Origin of the sequence: Aeromonas sp. FDAARGOS 1408 (genome assembly GCF_019048665.1) — a bacterium.
GTDB classification, from domain to species: Bacteria; Pseudomonadota; Gammaproteobacteria; order Enterobacterales; family Aeromonadaceae; genus Aeromonas; species Aeromonas dhakensis.
The window spans coordinates 2928624-2948791 of sequence record NZ_CP077394.1; the positions used below are offsets into that span (position 1 = coordinate 2928624).

15 protein-coding genes are annotated in these 20168 nt (G+C 63.8%); 11 read left to right on the forward strand and 4 right to left on the reverse strand.

Annotated features, from left to right (window positions below; all coding sequences use genetic code 11):
• The first annotated feature begins 41 nt into the window (after positions 1-41).
• The 7 genes from I6L38_RS13355 (at position 42) to I6L38_RS13385 (ending at position 8634) form a co-directional block, all read left to right on the forward strand.
• The gene (locus tag I6L38_RS13355) at positions 42-713 is read left to right on the forward strand and encodes a Crp/Fnr family transcriptional regulator (protein ID WP_216988620.1); all 672 of its coding nucleotides are present in this window, start codon (positions 42-44) and stop codon (positions 711-713) included.
• 43 nt (positions 714-756) lie between these two features.
• On the forward strand, positions 757-1074 hold the full coding sequence (gene yqfB / locus I6L38_RS13360) for a N(4)-acetylcytidine aminohydrolase (RefSeq protein WP_216988621.1): 318 nt from the start codon (positions 757-759) through the stop codon (positions 1072-1074).
• A gap of 67 nt (positions 1075-1141) precedes the next feature.
• Positions 1142-1543 carry a DUF1622 domain-containing protein gene (locus I6L38_RS13365; RefSeq protein WP_216988622.1) on the forward strand — a complete coding sequence of 134 codons (402 nt, stop codon included), beginning with the start codon at positions 1142-1144 and terminating at the stop codon, positions 1541-1543.
• 199 nt (positions 1544-1742) lie between these two features.
• Positions 1743-3368, forward strand: coding sequence for an alpha-glucosidase (locus I6L38_RS13370; RefSeq protein WP_216988623.1), 1626 nt, complete (start codon positions 1743-1745; stop codon positions 3366-3368).
• A gap of 418 nt (positions 3369-3786) precedes the next feature.
• Entirely contained in the window at positions 3787-5577 is a 1791-nt protein-coding gene (locus I6L38_RS13375; RefSeq protein ID WP_216988624.1) for a hypothetical protein, read from the forward strand.
• A 357-nt stretch (positions 5578-5934) separates the two neighbouring features.
• Positions 5935-7482 carry an ABC-F family ATP-binding cassette domain-containing protein gene (locus I6L38_RS13380; protein ID WP_124249971.1) on the forward strand — a complete coding sequence of 516 codons (1548 nt, stop codon included), beginning with the start codon at positions 5935-5937 and terminating at the stop codon, positions 7480-7482.
• Between the two features lie 12 nt (positions 7483-7494).
• The gene (locus tag I6L38_RS13385) at positions 7495-8634 is read left to right on the forward strand and encodes an MFS transporter (RefSeq protein ID WP_017781623.1); all 1140 of its coding nucleotides are present in this window, start codon (positions 7495-7497) and stop codon (positions 8632-8634) included.
• Positions 8635-8762: 128 nt separating this feature from the next.
• On the opposite strand, the gene I6L38_RS13390 is transcribed toward I6L38_RS13385, so the two are convergent.
• Positions 8763-10172 (reverse strand): PLP-dependent aminotransferase family protein, encoded by a 1410-nt coding sequence (locus tag I6L38_RS13390; protein WP_216988625.1) that lies wholly within the window; start codon positions 10170-10172, stop codon positions 8763-8765.
• Between the two features lie 170 nt (positions 10173-10342).
• Positions 10343-10669 (reverse strand): hypothetical protein, encoded by a 327-nt coding sequence (locus tag I6L38_RS13395; RefSeq protein WP_216988626.1) that lies wholly within the window; start codon positions 10667-10669, stop codon positions 10343-10345.
• Between the two features lie 509 nt (positions 10670-11178).
• Here I6L38_RS13395 and I6L38_RS13400 point away from each other — a divergent pair.
• The 3 genes from I6L38_RS13400 to nifJ all read left to right on the forward strand — a co-directional run bounded on the left by I6L38_RS13400 (position 11179) and on the right by nifJ (position 17075).
• Entirely contained in the window at positions 11179-12204 is a 1026-nt protein-coding gene (locus I6L38_RS13400) for a hypothetical protein (protein ID WP_216988627.1), read from the forward strand.
• A gap of 152 nt (positions 12205-12356) precedes the next feature.
• The gene (locus tag I6L38_RS13405; protein WP_017765009.1) at positions 12357-13127 is read left to right on the forward strand and encodes a substrate-binding domain-containing protein; all 771 of its coding nucleotides are present in this window, start codon (positions 12357-12359) and stop codon (positions 13125-13127) included.
• Positions 13128-13541: 414 nt separating this feature from the next.
• Entirely contained in the window at positions 13542-17075 is a 3534-nt protein-coding gene (gene nifJ / locus I6L38_RS13410; RefSeq protein WP_216988628.1) for a pyruvate:ferredoxin (flavodoxin) oxidoreductase, read from the forward strand.
• 67 nt (positions 17076-17142) lie between these two features.
• Here nifJ and I6L38_RS13415 read toward each other — a convergent pair whose 3' ends face one another.
• The gene (locus I6L38_RS13415) at positions 17143-18507 is read right to left on the reverse strand and encodes an MDR family MFS transporter (RefSeq protein ID WP_005298417.1); all 1365 of its coding nucleotides are present in this window, start codon (positions 18505-18507) and stop codon (positions 17143-17145) included.
• Positions 18508-18685: 178 nt separating this feature from the next.
• Here I6L38_RS13415 and I6L38_RS13420 point away from each other — a divergent pair, with 178 nt between their 5' ends.
• Complete coding sequence (locus I6L38_RS13420) at positions 18686-19282, forward strand: HAD family phosphatase (RefSeq protein ID WP_042006974.1); 597 nt, start codon at positions 18686-18688, stop codon at positions 19280-19282.
• 88 nt (positions 19283-19370) lie between these two features.
• Here I6L38_RS13420 and I6L38_RS13425 read toward each other — a convergent pair whose 3' ends face one another.
• Positions 19371-20168 carry a DUF1338 domain-containing protein gene (locus tag I6L38_RS13425; RefSeq protein ID WP_005298414.1) on the reverse strand — a complete coding sequence of 266 codons (798 nt, stop codon included), beginning with the start codon at positions 20166-20168 and terminating at the stop codon, positions 19371-19373.

The window sequence follows — 20168 nt, forward strand, 5'->3', positions numbered from 1 at the left end:
TCTTGCTAGCCTCATGACCCTCGTCAAGCTGGGCCTTCCCCATGCAGCAACAACCCTATCCGCTCGGTCGCTTTCACGCCGAGCTTGCCGCACTCGAACCGCGCTTTGCCGCGGCGCTGACGGCCTGCACCCTCTATTCGCGCCGCTACCTGCCGGGCGAGCCCATCATGCGGCAGGGGGAGCAGTGCGAGCAGCTCTATCTGGTGGCCCAGGGCCGCATCTCCCTCAACAGTGCGGTGCACTCGGGGCGGCTGTTTCAACTCGGCGAAATCGAGTGCCACCAGCAGATCTTCGGCGAGATGGAGTTCTTCAGCGCCACCCCGGTGCAGTGGAGCGTGGTGGCCGAGACCGAGCTGGACGCTGCCGTCATCTGCGCCGACAAGCTGGCCAAACGACTGCTGGTCGAGCCCGAGCTGACCCTCTTCTTCGCCGCGGCGCTCGCCAGCGACTACCTGGACACCCTGGACATCACCACCAGCCGGCTGCTGCACCCCATCGCCTACAACATCGCCTTCGAGCTGTGGCGCGAGCGCCAGCGCACCCCCATGCTGGGTTCGCGCAAGCGGGCCCACGAGGCGGCGCGCTTCGGCACCACGGAGCGGGTCTACCGGCGTGCCCTCAAGGAGCTGATCGAACAGGGTATCGTCGCCGATGGCCCCGACGGCCCCGTCATCGCCGATCTGGCCAGGCTGCGCGCCTATCTCGACCTTTGATTTCAATCCACCCCATTTCGATTCACCCTGTCAGGAGAGTGCCATGTCAACCAATCCCGAGTTCACCTTCTTCAGCCGCTTCGTCGCCGACATCCAGGCCGGCCGCAAGACCATCACCATCCGCGACGAGAGCGAGGCCAACTGGCAACCCGGCCAGCGCCTGGCCCTGTTCACCAACCCGGAGCACCAGCCCTTTGGCACCATAGAGGTGCTCTCGGTCAAGGCGGTCGCCTTCGATGAGCTCAATGACGAGCACGCCCGCCAGGAGAACATGACCCTGCCCGAGCTCAAACAGGTGATCCGTGACATCTACCCCACCCTGCCGCCGCTCTATGTCATTGAATTCAAACTGCTTGCCTGAGCCGGATTTGGCCTTTGCCGAGCGATGTGTTAATAGTGTCCTCTTTTGAATCAGGGAGGTGACCCGAGTGTTTGAGATAGCGAGCCTGCGAGAGGGCATGATGCACGGGGTCGAGCTGTTCCAGCTGCTGCTGGAGATCACCTCCATCGCCTGCGTGGTGATAGGGCTGGGCAAGACCCTCTGGCTGGCGGCGCGGGTGCGGGATCATCAACCGGGCTTTCCGCGCATCCGGCTCTGTTTCGGCAGCTGGCTCATTCTGGCGCTGGAATTCCAGCTCGCCGCCGACATCCTGGCCACCACGGTGGCACCGAGCAAGGAGGAGCTCATTCGCCTCGCCATCATCGCGGTGATCCGCACCTTCCTGAACTACTTCCTCGGCAAGGAGCTGGAAGCCCAAGCGGAACGCCAGCAAGACAAGGCAGAGCGCCAGCAGGAGCAGCGCTGCGAGCAGGCCAAGGCGGTCAAGTAGCCCGTTTCCTTGCACTGCATCAGCAATAAGTGCCTGCCATCCCGACCACAACCATGGCTCGGGATGGCCCAGCTGTGACCCTCCCCTCACTTCTGACAATCAGCCACCAATGGAACCCTTTTCAAGGTTTTCCCTACCCTGTTGACTTCCCGCTCATCTGCGTAAGATAGACATTCTCCTCCCCCTACCGGCCAAGCGGATGAACAGAGACTCTATCCACCTCGACCAGTGCGTCATCTACCAGATCTACCCCATGAGCTTTCAGGACAGCGACGGCGACGGCATGGGCGACATCAACGGCATCCGCCAGCGTCTCGGTTATCTGGCCACCCTGGGGGTCGATATGCTGTGGCTCACCCCCCTCTATCGCTCCCCCAAACGGGACAACGGCTACGACGTGGCGGATTACCGCGCCATCGACCCCGCCTTCGGCACCCTGGCCGAGATGGAGCAGCTGATCGCCGAGGCGGCCGCTCACGGCATCGGCATCATGATGGATATCGTCGCCAACCACACCTCCACCGAGCACGCGTGGTTTGTGCAGGCGCTGGCAGGCGACCCCCGCTATCAGGCCTATTACGTGTTTCGCGATCAGGCCTTCGTCGATGCCCACCCGGTTACCTCGATTTTTGGCGGTAGCGGCTGGCAATACGTGCCGGCGCTGGATCGCTACTACCTGCACAACTTCGATCCCAGTCAGGCCGATCTGGACTGGGATAATCCGGCGGTGCGCGCCGAAATGGCGGCGGTGATCCACTTTTGGCTGGGCAAGGGAATAAAGGGATTTCGCTTCGATGTGATAGATATGGTGAGCAAGGATTGGGACCGGCTTGCCATGAGCAACGGCCCCCGCCTGCACGACTATATCCGCGAGCTCAATGCCGAGAGCTTCGGCGGTCAGGGGATCATCACTGTGGGGGAGACCTGGGGGGCCGACCTTGCCCATATGCAGAACTATTCGAACCCTGACGGCAGCGAGTTCAGCATGGTGTTCAACTTCGAGCACCTGGGGCTCGGCAGTGACAAGTGGTCATCCCGCTTCGACCCCCTCGCCTTCAAGCGGGCCATGACCCGCCACCAGCAGGGGCTGCACGGGCGGGGCTGGAACAGCCTGTTTCTCGGCAACCACGACCTGCCCCGCGCCGTCTCCCGCTTTGGCGACGACAGCCCGAAGTGGCGCGAAGTGAGTGCCAAACTGTGGGCCATGGTGCTGCACCTGATGCAGGGCACCCCCTTCATCTATCAGGGGGAGGAGCTCGCCATGACCAACCGCCACTGGCAGCCGGGCGAGCTGCGCGATGTGGAGGCGATCAACTACCGCGCCAGCCAGTCAGGGCTGGATCCTGCCGAGCTCGCCCGGCGCCTCGATGCCATCGGCCGCGACAACGCCCGCACCCCGATGCAGTGGGACGCTGGTCCCCGCGCGGGCTTCAGCACGGCCACCCCCTGGATTGCCCTCAACGCCAATCACCTCGAGATCAACGCCGCCGAGCAGCTCGCCCGCCCCGACTCGCCGTTTCACTGCTATCGCCAGCTCATCGCCCTGCGCAAGGCCCACCCCGTCATTCGCCACGGCGACTTCGAGTTGCTGGATGGGGACGACCAGGAGCGCATCGGCTATCGCCGCTGCTGGCAGGATCCGGCGAGCGCAGAGCGACACACCCTGCTGCTGCTCGCCAATCTCACTGACCACCCCCTGGTCATGCCGCACTTTGACCAGGTGGAGGCAGGTGCCACCCTGCTGACAAGCAACTACCCGGGGCAGCCCACCGCCACCTTTGCCCCCTATCAGGCGGCGGCCTGGCTGCTGCCAGCAAGGGAGTAACGGCACTCCCTGGCTCGGCGCCAGCCTTCGTCAAGGGGGCTGGCCCCTGTGCCTCCCCCTGGTTATTCCCCTCCCGCTGACCTTGCCGACCCGCACCGGCGATTTACTCACTTAAAAACTTCGCATTTAACGGCTCGTACGACACCGCTTTGAAATATCCGACTCTCCCTCGCTATCGACAATTGAAATAGTGCAACACCCTGTTTTTGCTGGAAATAAGCAGCATCAAAAAAGACTCGTTTGTCATCAAGTGAATATATTCAACGCGGTTTAGCCTGGGTTAAAAGTCAATTCAGATTTGCGCTCTTGTGGTTCTTGGCGAGCTCCTTATGGTTTCCATCCGAAGCGTGCGGCGCAGCGCCGTACGCCAACGTTCAGGCTTGCGGGCACCAGCCCGCCATAACAACAGGACATCATCATGCGCAAAACCGGCGTGGCACTCGCCATCTCCACCCTCTTCTGGTTCCACTCGGCCATCGCGGCCCCTCTGATCTTCCCGGACGATCCCGCCCTCAGCAACGGCCAGCACTCCCCCGCCCTCGAGCGCAGCTTCCAGCTGGCCCAGGACGATCTGGGCAACCGGATCCACCAGCTCCACCTGCCCCTCCAGACCGAGCCGGAACTGGTGGCAGAGCTGGAGCAGATCGGCAGGGAGCAGGGATTCTCGGTCAGCACCCACGCTGATATGTACGCCTGGACCGAGGACAATATGTGGCTGTCGCGCGATGGCGCCCTCGTCTTCCGTCCCCAGGCGCCGCTGGCCGACAAGGGGCGCTACCACGCCTTCGTCACCGCCCTCACCGAGCAGAGCCCGGAGGCCGAGCAGGAGGGGCACCACAGCCTCGGCAGCCAGGATTCCCAGGGGCTGGATGATTACATGCTCTCCCAGGCCAACAGCTTCGCCGAGGCGCAGGGACGCGAGCTCATCCCCACCTTCTCCATCATCGATGGTGGCAACATGCTGACCGGCCAGCGCCCAGACGGTACCCCCTATGCCCTGATCGGTCGAGACGCCCTGCTGCAAACCACCCTGCACCACAGCCGGCTGGACAGTGAGCGTATCGCCACCCGCCAGCAGAAGATGGATCGCGACGGCGAGTTTCGGCTGCAACTCAGCGAAGAGGAGTGGCTGGGCAGCCCCCATACCTTCCAGAAGGGCCATGACACCGAGGTGGACCTCATCCTGCTGGAGGCGGCCAACCTGCTGCCACAGGGGCTGGATGAGCCGCAGCGCCACGCCTTTGCCAAAACCGCACGAGCCAAGGCCGAGCTGGCTCAGTCCGAGGTGAACTGGGCGACCCGCCAGGCGGCGGAGCAGCGCATGTTTCTGAGCACGCAACAGGGGGAGCGCATCGCCGAGCGCTATCGCGCCATCCACGGCCAGCCGCTGCCGGCCTCCTTCGACCTGCTGGCCCAGCTCAAACGGGAGTACGCAGGGCTGGTGGTAACCGCCGGGCTGCACGCCGACTTCGGCGATGAGCAGATATCCGATGCGCTGCAGACGCTGACGGCCGATGCCGCCACCCTGACCCGGCTTGGCCGCATGTTGCAGGCCGGCGGCTATCAGCGAACTGGGCTGACAGAGGCCGAGCAAGCGCACCAGACCCGCCGCTTCCTCGCCATGATGGCCATCAGCCAGCGCCTGATGGCGCAGGAGCTCAAGGTGGCCGAGCGGGATCTGGTGATCCTGGCCCAGCCCGGTTTCCACCTCGACATGGCCATGCGCCCGCTGGCCGACGGCCGTATCCTCTTCAACGATCACGCCGCCGGCGCGGCGCTGATCGAGCAGGTGCTGGCCAGCGATGCCACCCTGAGCGACAGTGAGCGGCAGGAACTTGCCAAGAGCGTGACCGACCTGCGCCAGCAGGGCGAGCGCTGGCACAAGATCCATGCCCTCATCCATCAGCAACTGCGCGATGCCGGCCTGACCCCCATCGCCACCCCGGGCGCCTTCAGCGTGGACAAGCGGCAGGTGAACTGGATGAACGGCATCATGGGCACCCGTCAGCAGCCCTTCTACATCACCAATGCCGCCAGCATCGCCCCCCTCAATGAGGCGTTCGCCGCCTGGTTGCAGCGCGAGGTGGCCGGACTCACTCCCTATTTCGTGGGGCAGGCTGCCAGCAACCGACGGGACGGCTTGAACCAGGCGGAGGCCCTGCTGCGCGGCAGCGGCGGACTGGACTGCATCACCCTGCACCACGAGTAGCGCCAGGGTCGCAGATTTGACTCACCGGCAAATTCTGGGTATTTTGCGACCAGAATTTTTGTTGGACCGTTTTTCAATGTTGTACATCCTGTTCAAATGCTCGGTCAGGAGGCTGTGCTCCGTGCACTAACACGATGAAGTGTTGCCCGGAGCCCATCGACTGAATCTTCATCAGCTGCGCGAATGCCCTCTCTTTGGGAGGCTGCCCCGCATCTGATGAAAACAGGAGACACAGGCCGGCGAGATGCTTCATCGCCGGCCTTTTTGTCTCTGCCATTTGGCAGCGTTTCACCTTGCTGAGACGGGGGGCCGGTACGTCGCGTACCTGCCCCCCGTTTTTTTATGGATGTTACAACCATGAGTGTGCTCACTATCCACAACCTGACCTACCACATCGGCGACAAGACCTTGTACCAGCAGGCGAGCTTTCGTCTCCACGCCGGCGAGCATGTCTGCCTCACCGGCCACAACGGCGCCGGCAAGAGCACCCTGCTCCAGCTGATCCAGGGGGAGCGCCTGCCAGACGGCGGCGACATCCTCTGGCAGCCCGGCATCAAGGCGGGCTATCTCGACCAGCACGCCGCGCGGGATGGCCACCTCACCCTGCGGGGCTACCTGCAGTCGGTGTTCGCCGACCTCTATGAGGCGGAAGCCGAGATGCTGGCCCTCTACGCCGACCCCGAACTGGGGCCGCGGCAGCTGGCCCGGGCGGCCGATCTGCAGGCGCACCTGGAGAGTCAGGGTTTTTACCAGTTAGATCCGCGCATCGACGAGGTGGCAGCCGGCCTAGGCCTGACCCAGCTCGGCATGCAGACCCTGCTCGCCAATGTCAGCGGCGGCCAGCGCCACAAGGTGATGCTGGCCGGCCTGCTGCTGCGCACGCCGGAGGTGTTGTTGCTCGACGAGCCGACCAACTACCTGGACACAGCCCACGTCGACTGGCTGGCGGGCTATCTGGAGCGCTTCCCCGGCGCCTTCCTGGTGGTCTCCCACGACCGCGCCTTCGTCAACCGCATCGCCACCACCATCGCCGACATCGACCGCCAGCAGATCCACACCTATCGCGGCAACCTAGACCAGGCGCTGGCCCAGAAGGGCGCCGCCGAGGCGCTGCACGCCCGTCAATACCAGGCCCAGCAGCGGCAGATCGACAGGCTCGAGCAGTTCATCGCCAAGAACGGGGCCGGGGTCAACGCCAGTATCGCCAACGGCCGCAAGAAGCAGTTGGCGCGCATCGAGCGCCTGGCCGCCCCCGAGCAGGCCAAACCGGTCACCCTCAGCTTTCGCGCCGCCCAGGGGGGCCACCCGCAGCTGCTGACCGCGAGCGAGCTGGAGATCGGCTACCACCAGCCCCTGCTGGCGCCGCTCAGCCTGCAGCTGCGCCGCGGCGAGAAGGTGGTGATCGCCGGCTTCAACGGCATCGGCAAGTCGACCCTGCTCAACACCCTGACCGGTCGCCTCGCCCCGCTCGCCGGTGAACTGGCCCTGGCCCCCGGCCTCAAGTCGGGTTACTTCGAGCAGGCGCTGCACTGGCCCGATCCCGCGGCCACCCCGCTGGCTCTGGTCAAGGCCGCCGCCCACGGGCTGGATGACAAGGGTGCCCGCCAGCAACTGGCACGCCTTGGCATCGGCGGCAAGCTGGCCATCCAGCCCATCAGTGCCCTGAGCGGCGGTGAGCAGACCCGGGTCAAGCTGTGCCGACTGGCGCTGCAGCCCACTCATCTGCTGATATTGGATGAGCCGACCACCCACCTGGATGCCGGCACCAAGGCCGCCCTGCGCCAGGCCCTGTGCGACTACCCGGGCAGCGTGCTCGCCGTCTGCCACGAACCGGCCTTTGTGGCCGACTGGCCGGATCGGGTGGTGGACATCCAGCAGTTCGCCGCCGTGTCGACCCAAGCTTAAGGAATAAAAATTATGTTATTGAAAGTACTGCTGTTTTTGATTGCGTTTCTGGTCGGGGCAGATGAGCTGATGCTGGGCCCCCTGCTCGCCCCCATCGGCGCCGAGCTGGGCGTCCCCCCGGAACGGGTGACCCTGTTCATCACCGCCTACAGCGTGGCGCTGGCCCTCATCGCCCCCCTGCTCGGCGGCCTGTCGGATCGCCACGGCCGGCTGCGGGTGATGCTGCCGGCCTCCCTGCTGTTTGGCGCCGCCTCGGTGGCCACCGGCCTGGTGGCGAACTTCGAGGTTGGGCTGGCGACCCGGGTGATCACCGGGCTGGCCAGCGCCGGCATGCTCCCCATCGCCTTCGCCATGGCGGCGGACGGCGCGCCGGCCGATGCCATGAAGCGCATCGCCTGGGTGCAGTCGGGGCTCACCCTCGGCATGATCTCGAGCCCGGCGGTGGGCGCCCTGCTGGCCCAGCTCAGCAGCTGGCGCACCCCCTTTATCGTGCTCGGCCTCTGCGCCTGGGCCGTGGCGGCGGCCTTGGCCTGGCTCACGGCGCGCACGCCGCAGGTTCATGCCAGCGGCACACACCCCGCGGTGCAGGGCTCGGTGCTGGCCATTCCGGGGGCACTCGGTGCCCTGCTCGCCATGGGGTTGGGACTGGGGGGTGGCATCGGCCTGTTCAACCTGGTCGGCCAGCACCTGCACGACAGCCAGGGGCTGCCCGTCTGGTCGGTGGGACTGCTCTACGGCGCCCTTGGCGTTATCAGCGTGGTCGGCAACGTGCTGATGCCGCGCCTGGCAGGTTATGTGGAGAGCGGCCGCCCCCTGATGCGCGGCGCCCTGGTGGTGTGCGCCCTGGTCAGCGCCTTCTTCTACCTCTATCCGGCCGGCAGCCTGGCCAGCCTCGCCATGCCGCTGGGCCTGTGGGCGCTGGCCGGCGGCATCGGCTCACCGGCGTTGCAGGGTTACATCGCCCAGCTCGCCCCGGCCCAGCGCGGCATGCTGATGTCGCTGGCCATGACCCTGATGCACCTCGGGGTAGCGCTCTGGTCCGCCGTCGCCGGCTTTGCCTACAGCGCCGGCCCCATGGCCATGGCCCTGCTGGCCCTGCTGCTGTTTGGCGGGGCCATCCTCGCCCTGCGCCCGGTGCGGCTGCCGGGCTGAGTACAACAGGCACAATGACAAGAGGGCTCCCGCGGGAGCCCTCTTCATGACCTCTGCCATGTGGCAGACGACGCCTGGTAACCAGCCTCTTCACAAGCCGAGGGATGTGCATCACCCAAGGATGGCGCTCACTCTGCCGGCCACAGGGACAACAGCTGCAGCACGGCCCGATCGGCCTGCTCTGCGCTGGCAAAGTTGGCAAACCCCATCATCACCCCCCTTTGCTGCGCCGGGTTCATGTACCAGCTACTCAGGGCATGCAACGCCAGTCCATTGGCTTGGGCAACCTCGACCAGCTGCTGATCCGTCACGCCCCCGGCAACCTGCGCCAATAGCTGGATCCCGCCAGCCTGTGGCTGTACCCGCAACCGGGCGCCCAGGCGGGCTGCCAAGGCATCGACCAGATAGCCATGCCGCTCGGCATAGACTCTGCGCATCTTGCTCAGGTGGCGGGTGAAATGCCCCTGATCCATGAAGTCTGCCAGGGTGGCCTGCAGCACCGGATTGCCCGCGCCGGGCAGCTGCGCCACCAGCTCGCGAAAACGGACGACCTGCGCCTCGGGCACCACCAGATAGGCCAGCCTAAGGCCGGGGTAGAGCACCTTGCTGAAGGTCCCCGTGTAGAGCACGCGCCCCTGATGATCCAGGCTCTTGAGGGGGGGCAAGGGCCGGCCGTGGTAGCGAAACTCGCTGTCGTAGTCATCTTCAATGATCCAGGCGTTGCGCCGCTCTGCCCACTCCAGCAGCGCCAGTCGACGCGGCAGGCTGAGGGCCACCCCCATCGGGCTCTGGTGGGTGGGGGTGACCACCGCAAACCGGGCCTCGTCGGCGGTTTGCTCACCCAGGCTGACATCCATGCCATGCATGTCGACGGGCACCGGGTGCAACCGCAGGCCCGCCTGCTGCAAAAACTGGCGCGCATGAAAATAGCCAGGCTCTTCAAACCAGCCCAGATCTCCCGCTCGCAGCAGGGCGCGGCACACCAGATCCAGCGCCCCCCGATAACCAACCGTGATGAATACCTGTTCGTGGCTGCAGCGGATCCCCCGCGAAATGCCCAGATAGGTGGCGATGGCGCGGCGCAGGGCCGGGTGCCCGGCCGGATCCGGCGTCACCATCTCCATATTGCGCAGATGCCGGGTGGCAAGCCGGGCCCAGCTCTTGCGCGGGAACAGATCCAGTGCGGGCACGCCCAGCTGGAACGGCAGGATGTCGCTGTGAGGGATCCCCTGGGTCGGCGCAAGCGCGGCGGCGGGTCGGGGAGAGGGTGGCGCCTCGACGAGCCTGTTCAGCCCGGCGGCGACCACAGTGCCCGCGGCACCGCGGGATATCAGATACCCTTCACCGATCAGCATCTGATAGGCCATTTCAACCGTGCCGCGCGCAAGGTTGAGTTCGCTTGCCAGACTGCGCACCGAGGGCACACGGTCACCGGCGTTCAAGGCTCCGCTCGCGATGGCATGGCAATAGCGCTGGTATATCTGCAGATAGAGCGGGGTTGCCTGCTCCCGGCTGAGGTTCAGATCCTGAATGTCCATGAGAGGGGTCCATGAAATATGGCTCTGTATTCTATCACTTCCGTTGTTTATCCATTATCCACTCCTGTTGGCATCACGATAGAAGAGCAGCATGACAATATTGGCTGATAACACCCTGTACCATGAAAACATGGTATATGGTGCCATCACGGGCGTGCATTGGCTGACCGCTATTTGCTGATCAGCGTCAGCTTGTCAGTGGTAAAGGTGGTCGTACCGTAGCCATCTGTCGTCGATTTTATTTCATCAGCTTCAGCATTGAATTTTTCGGCAGACAAGGTGACCTTGCCAGAATACTCCATGCCATCCTGGCTTTTTCTGACCGAATCGGCAGAGACAGTCACAGACTCATTATCATTTACCTTCAACATGACATTGCCGGTAAATTCCTGAACCGTTCTGCTTTTATCTGCAGATATTTCCATGGCCATGGCCGAGGAGGTAAATAATAGTGAAAGAGACAGCAGTGCCGCCTTATTAACAGTGAACTCGAACACGACACACTCTCCTTGGTATAGCGCTATCAGTTGGCGTATTTTTTATACAAGCCAGCTCAATACGTCAAGATTAAAATCCATCGCCTCCCGCCCGTCTTTATATCACGCTATGGCCGAATTATCTCTGCCAGCCTGCCGGTTGTCGGCAATCAATAAAAGGGAGTCAAAGGAAATCCAATTACTCCCTGTTATCTGTATGGACTACTCCATATGACCATTCTTGTCCCTGTTACCCCTTGGCCGCTTTTTTTATCCTCACATTATCAACCTGGCACTCAGTTAAAGGGGAAATAAAACATATGCATTACCTGACCTCCTTGCTGAGATATTCCCTGGAATAGATTGGCCCACCTCTCGCCGGCCCCGATTGCCGGGAGCCGACACTCAGTCACTGCGGCCGCTCGCTCATGGCGGCATGACGGGTTGCCCCGCGCAGGATATCGCGCCGCGGTTATCTGAATAGACCCGAATCAAGGTGGTTTTCCGCCCTATCAAGCAGGAATATCAGTATGCCCTTACCTTCCAGGATCGCGGACGAGAGCCGCGAGCACATCATGGTGCAGCGCCCTCACTCACTCTGTCTGCTCCCCCCGCTGGCCGCGCTCGGCTATCCGTTTCTGTTGATGATCTTCAACACATTGGTCGGCCAGAGCGGCGCAGCCAGTCTGCTCGTCGCCCTGCTCTCGCTGCTGCTGGCCTTGGCCGTTCCCCTGGCGGGGCTGAACGTCGCCAATCGGCCCGGCATCACCACAGGCATGCGTCGACTGGCCTATCTGAGCGTGGCGGCCCCCAGCCTCTATGTCCTGCTCGGAGTGGTGCAGACGCTGGTCGGCAGCCCGCTGCCCGATGTGCTGGTGTGGTCTCTGTTCTGGGTTGGCGCCATGCTGCTGGGGTGGGAGTCACACCAGACAGAGGCAGCGCAGGCCCGTCCCGTGGGTGGACTGGGACGCTGGCGCGTCGCCCATGGCATCAGCGCACTGGTGCTCTGTTGCTATGTGATCTTTCATCTGGCCAATCACCTGACCGGGCTGGTCGCCCCCGAGCTTCACGCCCGGGTCATGGCGGCGGGTCGCACCGTCTACCGGGCCGGCGTTGTCGAACCCCTGCTGGTGGCGGCGTTTCTCTTCCAGGTCGGCTCAGGTCTCTATCTTGCCTGGCGCTGGAGCAGTACCCGGCATGACTGGCTGACCACCTTCCAGATCGCCTCTGGCGTCTATCTGTCGGTGTTCGTGCTGGGGCACATGAACTCGGTGTTCATCTATGCCCGCAGCTTCCTCGGCATACCGACCGACTGGAGTTTTGCCACCGGTGGCGAGGCGGGCCTGCTGATGGATCCCTGGAATATTCGCCTGGTGCCCCACTACACCCTCGGCGTCTTCTTCGTACTGGCGCATCTGCTGGCCGGGTTGCGGGTGGTGCTCGCGGCCCACGGCGTGGCAACGAGCCGCATCAGGCTGCTGTGGTACACCGGACTGACCGGCTCGGCAGCCCTCGCGCTGGCCATCATTGCCGGTATGGTGGGCGTCAGAATATAAGAAAGAAGAGATGTTAAATCATGGCTTGCACGGCTTTAAATAATATTGATGCCTGATCATGAAATATTTCACCATTCATATTTCGTTGAAATAAATTCGATAAACGACCGGTCCTTTTCGCTTGAACCATCAGTCCCAAAGGAGTGTAGATAATGAACAAGCATATATTTATGACGGCTTCCGCATTGGTGACCATGCTGACCAGCTATGCCACATTGGCGGACGTCAACTTATATGGCCCCGGCGGGCCGCACACCGCCTTGATCAAGGTGGGCAGCGCCTTTGAAGCGGAGACGGGGATCAAGGTCAACGTCCATTTCGGGCCGCAGGCGACCTGGAATGACGATGCCAGCAAAAACGCCGACATGCTGTTCGGCGCCTCCGAGCAATCGGCCCTGGCGATCGCCACCGACCATCAGCAGCAGTTCGACATCAACAAGATTACCCCGCTCTACCTGCGCCCGGCCATCATTCTGGTCAAGAAGGGCAATCCCAAGAATATCAAGGGGCTGGCCGATCTGGCCAAACCGGGTATCGGCATAGTCGTGCCGGAGGGTGCCGGGGTCAGCAACACCTCGGGAACCGGGGTGTGGGAAGACATGATAGGTCGCACCGGTGACATCAAGCTGGTGGCCGATTTTCGAAACAACATAGTGCAATACACCCCCAACAGCGGCAGCGCCCGCAAGGCGTTTCAGGAAGATCCCCGTGTCGATGCCTGGATCACCTGGATTGACTGGGCCAGGAGCAACCCGGACGTGGGCGACGTGGTGGCGATTGAAGAGCAGCTGGTGGTTTATCGGGATGTGAACATAGTCCTTAACAAGAGCCCGAGCCAGGATGCGGTACGTTTCGCCGAATATTTGAAAGGGGAAAAATCAAAGCAGATTTTTCAGCAGCTGGGCTGGTCCGACAAATTTTAATGACAAGAGAATGATGACCTCCTGATGACCATTATTTCATGCCAGTGCAGGGACGTATTGGCATCTATTTCCCCATAAACAGGATGGTCTGATTCATCAGATATTTATTTTGGCAATGCCGACTCTTGCTTAATAAATATGAAGCCTTAATTCATCGAGCGGATAAATTTGAAGATTGACAATCACAACGGCAAAACATTACTCATATTAACGTTCCATCACATATTTTTCTTGCCGCAACGTTGATTCACCCCAGCGCAAGATAAGCGAATTCACCGTCACAGGCCAGTGACACAGATTGCCACAAGGAAGGGCACAGCATGCTTTCGCTCCCCCCGGGGCAAGGCCCGGTCTCTTTTGTCGTTTGCGTACCCACGCCGACTGTGCAACCAAGGTTTGAGAATGAAACACGACATGCTAACGACGGACGCCAACAGCGCTGTTGCCTCCGTGGTTTATCGCACCAGCGAAGTGATCGCCATCTATCCCATCACCCCCAGCTCCGCCATGGCCGAGCAGTCGTCGGCCTGGGCAAGCCAGGGCAGTGCCAACCTGTGGGGGGATGTGCCACGGGTGGTGGAGATGCAGTCGGAGGGTGGCGCCATCGCCACCGTCCACGGCGCCCTGCAGACCGGGGCACTGGCGACCTCGTTCACCTCGTCCCAGGGGCTGCTGCTGATGATCCCCAACCTCTACAAGCTGGCGGGTCAACTCATTCCCTTCGTGCTGCACGTGGCGGCGCGCACCGTGGCGACCCACGCCCTGTCGATCTTCGGTGACCACTCGGACGTGATGGCGGTGCGCCAGACCGGCTGCGCCCTGCTCTGTGCCAACAATGTGCAAGAAGCCCAGGACTTCGCCCTCATCTCCCAGGTAGCCAGCCTCAACAGCCGGCTCCCCTTCATCCACTTCTTCGACGGTTTTCGCACCTCCCACGAGATAGCCAAGATAGTGCCGCTCGATGACGACACCCTGCGCGCCCTGCTGCCCGCCGAGGCGATCCGGGCCCATCGGGAGCGGGCGCTGACCCCCGACAAGCCGGTCATCCGCGGCACCGCTGCCAACCCGGACACCTACTTCCAGTGTCGTGAGGCGAGCAACCCCTGGTATGACGAGGGCTATCGCCACGTGAGCGAGGCGATGGACGCCTTCGGCGCGCAGACCGGCCGTCACTACCGGCCGTTCGAATACCTGGGTCACCCAGAGGCCGAGCGGGTGCTGGTGCTGATGGGGTCCGCCATCGGCACCTGCGAGGAGGTGATCGAACACCTGCTGGCCCAAGGGGAGAAGGTGGGGCTGGTGAAGGTGCGCCTCTACCGCCCCTTCTCGGCCGCGCACCTGCTGGCGGTCATTCCCGCGAGCGCCAGCAAGATAGCGGTGCTGGATCGCACCAAGGAGCCGGGCGCCCTGGCCGAGCCACTCTATCTGGACGTGATGGCGGCACTGGCCGAGGCGGTCAGCCGGGGTGAGCGGGTCAGCCTGCCGCGGGTCATCGGCGGGCGCTACGGCCTCTCTTCCAAGGAGTTCGGCCCGGCCTGCGTGCAGGCGGTGTTTGACGAGCTGGCGCTGGCTAACCCACGCCCGCGCTTTACCGTCGGCATCTTTGACGACATCACCGGCCTCTCCCTGCCGCTGCCGACCTCAGTGCCCCCGGCCAGCCACCTCAAGCTGGAGGCGCTGTTCTACGGCCTTGGCAGCGACGGTACCGTGTCGGCGGCCAAGAACAGCATCAAGATCCTCGGCAACCACACCGAGCTCTACCCCCAGGGCTATTTCGTCTACGACTCCAAGAAGGCGGGTGGCCTCACCGTCTCCCACCTGCGGGTGGGAACGCGGCCGTTGCAGTCGGCCTACCTGGTGGAGGAGGCAGACTTCGTCGGCTGCCACCAGTGGCAGTTCATCGACCTTTACCAGATGGCGGAGCGGCTCAAGGCGGGGGGCATCTTCCTCCTGAACAGCCCCTATGGCGCGGCCGAGGTCTGGGGCCGCCTCCCCCTCGAGGTGCAACATGCCCTGCGCGAGAAGGGGGCCCGCCTCTACACCATCAACGCCGCCAAGATTGCCCGCGACTGCCAGCTCGGCCAGCGCATCAACACCGTCATGCAGATGGCCTTCTTCCAGCTCACCACCATCCTGCCGCTGGATGAGGCCATCCGGCTGCTGAAACAGGCCATCGCCAACAGCTACGGCAGCAAGGGGCAGGCGCTGGTCGAGCGCAACTGGCAGGCCCTCGCGGCCACCAGCGCGGCCCTGGCCCAGGTGCCCCTCGGCGAAGTGGAGGCCGGCAGTCGGCCCCGCCCGCCGGTGGTCTCCCCCAAGGCGCCGGACTTCGTGCAGACCGTCACCGCCGCCATGCTGGCGGGGCTGGGTGACAGCCTGCCGGTCTCCGCCTTCCCGCCGGACGGCACCTGGCCGGTGGGCACCACCCGTTGGGAGAAGCGCAACATCGCCAAGGAGGTGCCCATCTGGCAGGCAGACCTCTGTACCCAGTGCAACTACTGCGTGGCCGCCTGCCCCCACTCCGCCATCCGTGCCAAGGTGGTGGACAAGGCGGCCATGGCCGATGCGCCGGCCACCCTGGACGCGCTGGATGTGAAGGCCCGCGACATGCGCGGCCAGCAGTACGTGCTGCAGGTGGCGCCGGAGGATTGCACCGGCTGCAACCTCTGCGTCGAGGTGTGCCCGGCCAAGGATCGTGCCGATCCGAATCGCAAGGCGATCAACATGGAATCGCGGCTGGATCACCTCGAGGCCCAGAAGGCCAACTACGACTTCTTCCTGGACTTGCCCGAGCGCAGCGCCGAGCAGCTGGAGCGCATCGACATCCGCACCTCCCAGCTCATCTCGCCGCTGTTTGAATACTCCGGCGCCTGCTCCGGCTGCGGCGAGACCCCCTATATCAAGCTGCTGACCCAGCTCTACGGGGACAGGTTGCTCATCGCCAACGCCACCGGCTGCTCGTCGATTTATGGCGGCAACCTGCCCAGCACACCCTATACCACCAACGCCGACGGGCGTGGCCCGGCCTGGGCCAACTCCCTGTTCGAGGACAACGCCGAATTTGGCTTGGGCTTTCGACTCACCGTGGATCAGCATCGCGAGCGGGTACGCCGCCTGCTGGCGAGCCTGGGGGACGCCGTCCCGGCCGAACTTCAACAGGGGCTGCAGGACGCCAGCCTGCCGGTCGCCGAGCAGCGGGCCCATATCGCGCAGCTGCGCGCACTGCTACAGAGGCGCACCGACACAGCGGCCCGGGAGCTGGCCCGTGATGCGGACTACCTGGTGGAGAAATCGGTCTGGCTCATCGGCGGCGACGGCTGGGCCTACGACATCGGTTACGGCGGGCTGGATCACGTGCTGAGCCTGGGGGAGAACATCAATGTGCTGGTGCTCGACACCCAATGCTACTCCAACACCGGCGGCCAGCAGTCCAAGGCCACCCCGCTCGGCGCCATCACCAAGTTTGGCGAGCAGGGCAAGCGCAAGGGGCGCAAGGATCTCGGTGCCAACGTGATGATGTACGGTCACGTCTACGTGGCGCAGATCTCCCTCGGCGCCCAGATGAATCAGACGGTGAAGGCGATCCAGGAGGCGGAGGCCTACCCGGGCCCCTCCCTCATCATCGCCTACAGCCCCTGCGAGGAGCACGGCTACGATCTGGCCCAGAGCCACGAGCAGATGAAGCAGCTGACCGCCACCGGCTTCTGGCCACTCTACCGCTACGATCCGCGCCGCAAGGAAGAGGGCAAGGCGCCGCTGGCGCTCGACTCCCGCGCCCCCAGCGCGTCGCTGGCCGACACCTTGCAGCAGGAGCCCCGCTTCGAGCGCCTCACTCGTCAGCTGCCGGAGGTGGCCAGCCGGCTCTATGAGGAGGCGCAGGAGGATGCCCACCGCCGCTTCGCCTGGCTGAGCCAGCTGGCCGGCAAAGAGGCGCCGGCGCAGGAGTAAGCGCTCAAGTTGCCACCAATAAAGAGGGCTCCCCACGGGGAGCCCTCTTTTTACCGGCTGGCAGCCATCAGGCAGGCATGTCGGCCAGCTCGTGGCGCTTCAACGCCAGCAGGGTGACCAGCAGGGCGGCACTGGCGATCAGCGCCATGCCGATATAGGTGGCGCTGAAGCCGGGCGCCAGCTCGACCGGGCTCAGGCTGGCCAGGTTGTGGCTGCTGCCCGCTGGCAGGGCGGAGTGGAACAGCACGGCGCAGATGGCCACCCCGACCGCCCCCCCCAGCTCGCGGCCGAAGTTGAACAGCGACATGCCGATGCCGCGATCTTCCCGCGGCAGGGCGTTTTGCACCACCACCGAGAGCGCGGGCAGCACCAGGCCAAGGCCGATGCCGGCAAACGCCAGTCCCAGCCTGATCCAGACGTCGAAGTGGATCTGCCACAGGGCCAGCGCCGCCAGGGCGAACCCCACCACCACGAAACGCTTGTAGTAGCCGGTGTGGCCGATCAGCTTGCCGCCGACGAAGGCCCCCGCCGTGATGCAGACCATGAAGATCACCATGATCTCGCCGCTGTCGCTGGCGCTCATCCCCTTCTGCCACTGCATCTGCAGCGGCAGGTAGACCAGCACGGCGAACATCAGCAGTTGCGAGGCCAGCGCCAGCAGCACGCTCACCAGATAACCGGGCTGACGCGCCAGGTGGGCCGGCAGGATGGGGTCATGGGCCCGCCGCTCGATCAGCACCAGCAACAGCAGGGCCACCACCAGCGCGGCCGCGAGCCAGATGGCGGGCAGCGCCGCCTCCGGCGAGAGCAACAACAGGGTGAGAGTGGTGACAGTGATGAGCAGCGCCGCCCCCTTCCAGTCGAAACGACTGTGACGACGCACATTGAGGTGGCCCAGGTTGCGGTTCACCAGCCAGAGGGCGATGGCCCCGAGCGGCAGGTTGATCCAGAAGATCCAGCGCCAGCTGAGCTGCTCGGTAAAATAACCGCCGAGCAAGGGGCCGGCAATGCTGGAAACCGCGTAGACCGCCGAGATGTAGCCCTGATACTTGCCCACCTCCCGCGGCGGTATGCTGTCGGCGATGACGGTGAAGGCGAGCGCGATCAGGCCGCCGCCCCCCAGCCCCTGCAGCACCCGGGCGGCCAGCAGGGTCGGCAGATCCTGGGCCAGGCCGCAGGCCACCGAGCCGGCCAGAAACAGGCCTATACCGATGTTGAGCATGCGCACACGACCGAACATGTCGCTCAGTTTGCCGTAGATGGGCAGGGCGGCGGTGGCCGCCAGCAGGTAGGCGGTGACCACCCAGGTGAGGGCGGCGCCGGCATTGAGCTCGGCCCCTATGATGGGCAGCGGGGTGGTGACTATGCTCTTTTCCAGTGAACCCAGCGCGATCACCAGGGCCACGCTCGAGAAGATGGTTTTGGGGGACATAAGACGGGCTCGCTCCTTTGTTGCTCCAGCGTCTGCGGCGCAGAACTTGTTATTGTCTCATACATCACCGGCAGATGACCAAAACCAGGGCATCCGTGCCGGCAAGCATGACCCCGGTCGCGGCATTGTGCCCCCCGCTCTGGTAGGCTGCCCTTTTACCCCGAGAGGAAGCAGCCCCATGTCCGAGCAGTTCCGGTTTGAGCAGTACGACGCCCTTATTTTCGATATGGATGGCACCCTGGTGGACTCCATGCCGCGCCACCTGGATGCCTGGGAAGCCACCAGCGCCGAGTTCGGCCTGCCCTTCGATCGCGCCCAGCTCAACGAGTACGGCGGCATTCCCACCCGCAAGATCGTCGCCATTCTAGCCGAACAGCATGGGCTGGATATCGATGCGGAGGCCTTCACCCGGCGCAAGGTGGCCCTCTACATGGAGCATATCCAGCAAGTGAGCGTCTTTCCTGCCATGTGGGAGCTGGTCAGGCGCTGCCACGGCAAGGTCCCCATGGGTATCGGCACGGGCTCGCCGCGCATTCAGGCGGAGTCGATCCTCAAAAGCACCGGGCTCGATGCCTATATCCAGGTGGTGGTGAGCGCCGACGACGTGGTCAACCACAAGCCCCACCCCGACACCTTCCTGCAAGTGGCCGAGCAGCTGGGGGCCAACCCCGCCAACTGCCTGGTGTTCGAAGACACCCAGATCGGCCTGCAGGCGGGCCGCGCTGCCGGAATGGAGACGGTACTGGTGCTGGAGGGGGAGCTCTACCAGCGCTAGGCCACACAACCCTCGCGGTCACCAATGAAAACGCCTCCGCAAGGGAGGCGTTTTGCATGCAGCAGTGCCGGCATGACCCGGCCCCGGCTTACATGGCGTTGGTGGATTCGAAGATCTTGTCGGCCGACGCCTCGACGAAGCCCGGATAGAGCACGCCGTCGGCCTGCGGGTAGCGCAGGGCGAACTCGTAGAAGCAGCTCGGGATGGTGCGCACACCGTCGCTGAAGGCCACGTCCGCCTTGTCGGCCATGGTGGAGGATTGCTCCAGCATCACCTGCGGGTCCCCTTTCACCTCGCCGCCCACGCTGTTGAGCACGAAGCCGGCCGCTTTCAGGGCAGCGTTGACCTGCTCTATGGTGTCGAAATCCCGCAGGCGGTTGATGTTGACGGTGAAGTGGTTGGCGCGATAACCCCAGGCCGCCATCCAGGCCGCATACTCGCTCTCCGCCAGCAGGGTCTGATAGTCGGCATAGGAGACCTGCCAGGGGGCACCGGCATAGAGGAAGGCGGCGGTATCGGTCAGATGATCGGGCACCTGATCCACCAGCTTGTGGATGATGGCCTGGGCGCCTTCGGAGAGCTCCTCTACCTTCAGCTCGCTGATGAACACCTTGGGAGCGTCCGGATCCTTGTGCTCGAAGTGCTTGGCGTAGAGCTTCTTGGCCTTGAACACGTACTCGCCCTTCTGCTCGTAGCCGAGCGCCAGGAAGTGGGCTGCCAGCTTCTCCAGCCCCAGCTTGGGCAGGTTGTAGGTGCGAAACGCCACGTGATCGTTGACGATGGGTTCACCGCCCCCCAGCAGGGTGTGCACCTTGTGGGCACTCGGGGTCACCTTGATGTAGTTGTCCCACAGATGACTGAACAGGGTGTCGATATCCTTTTGCAT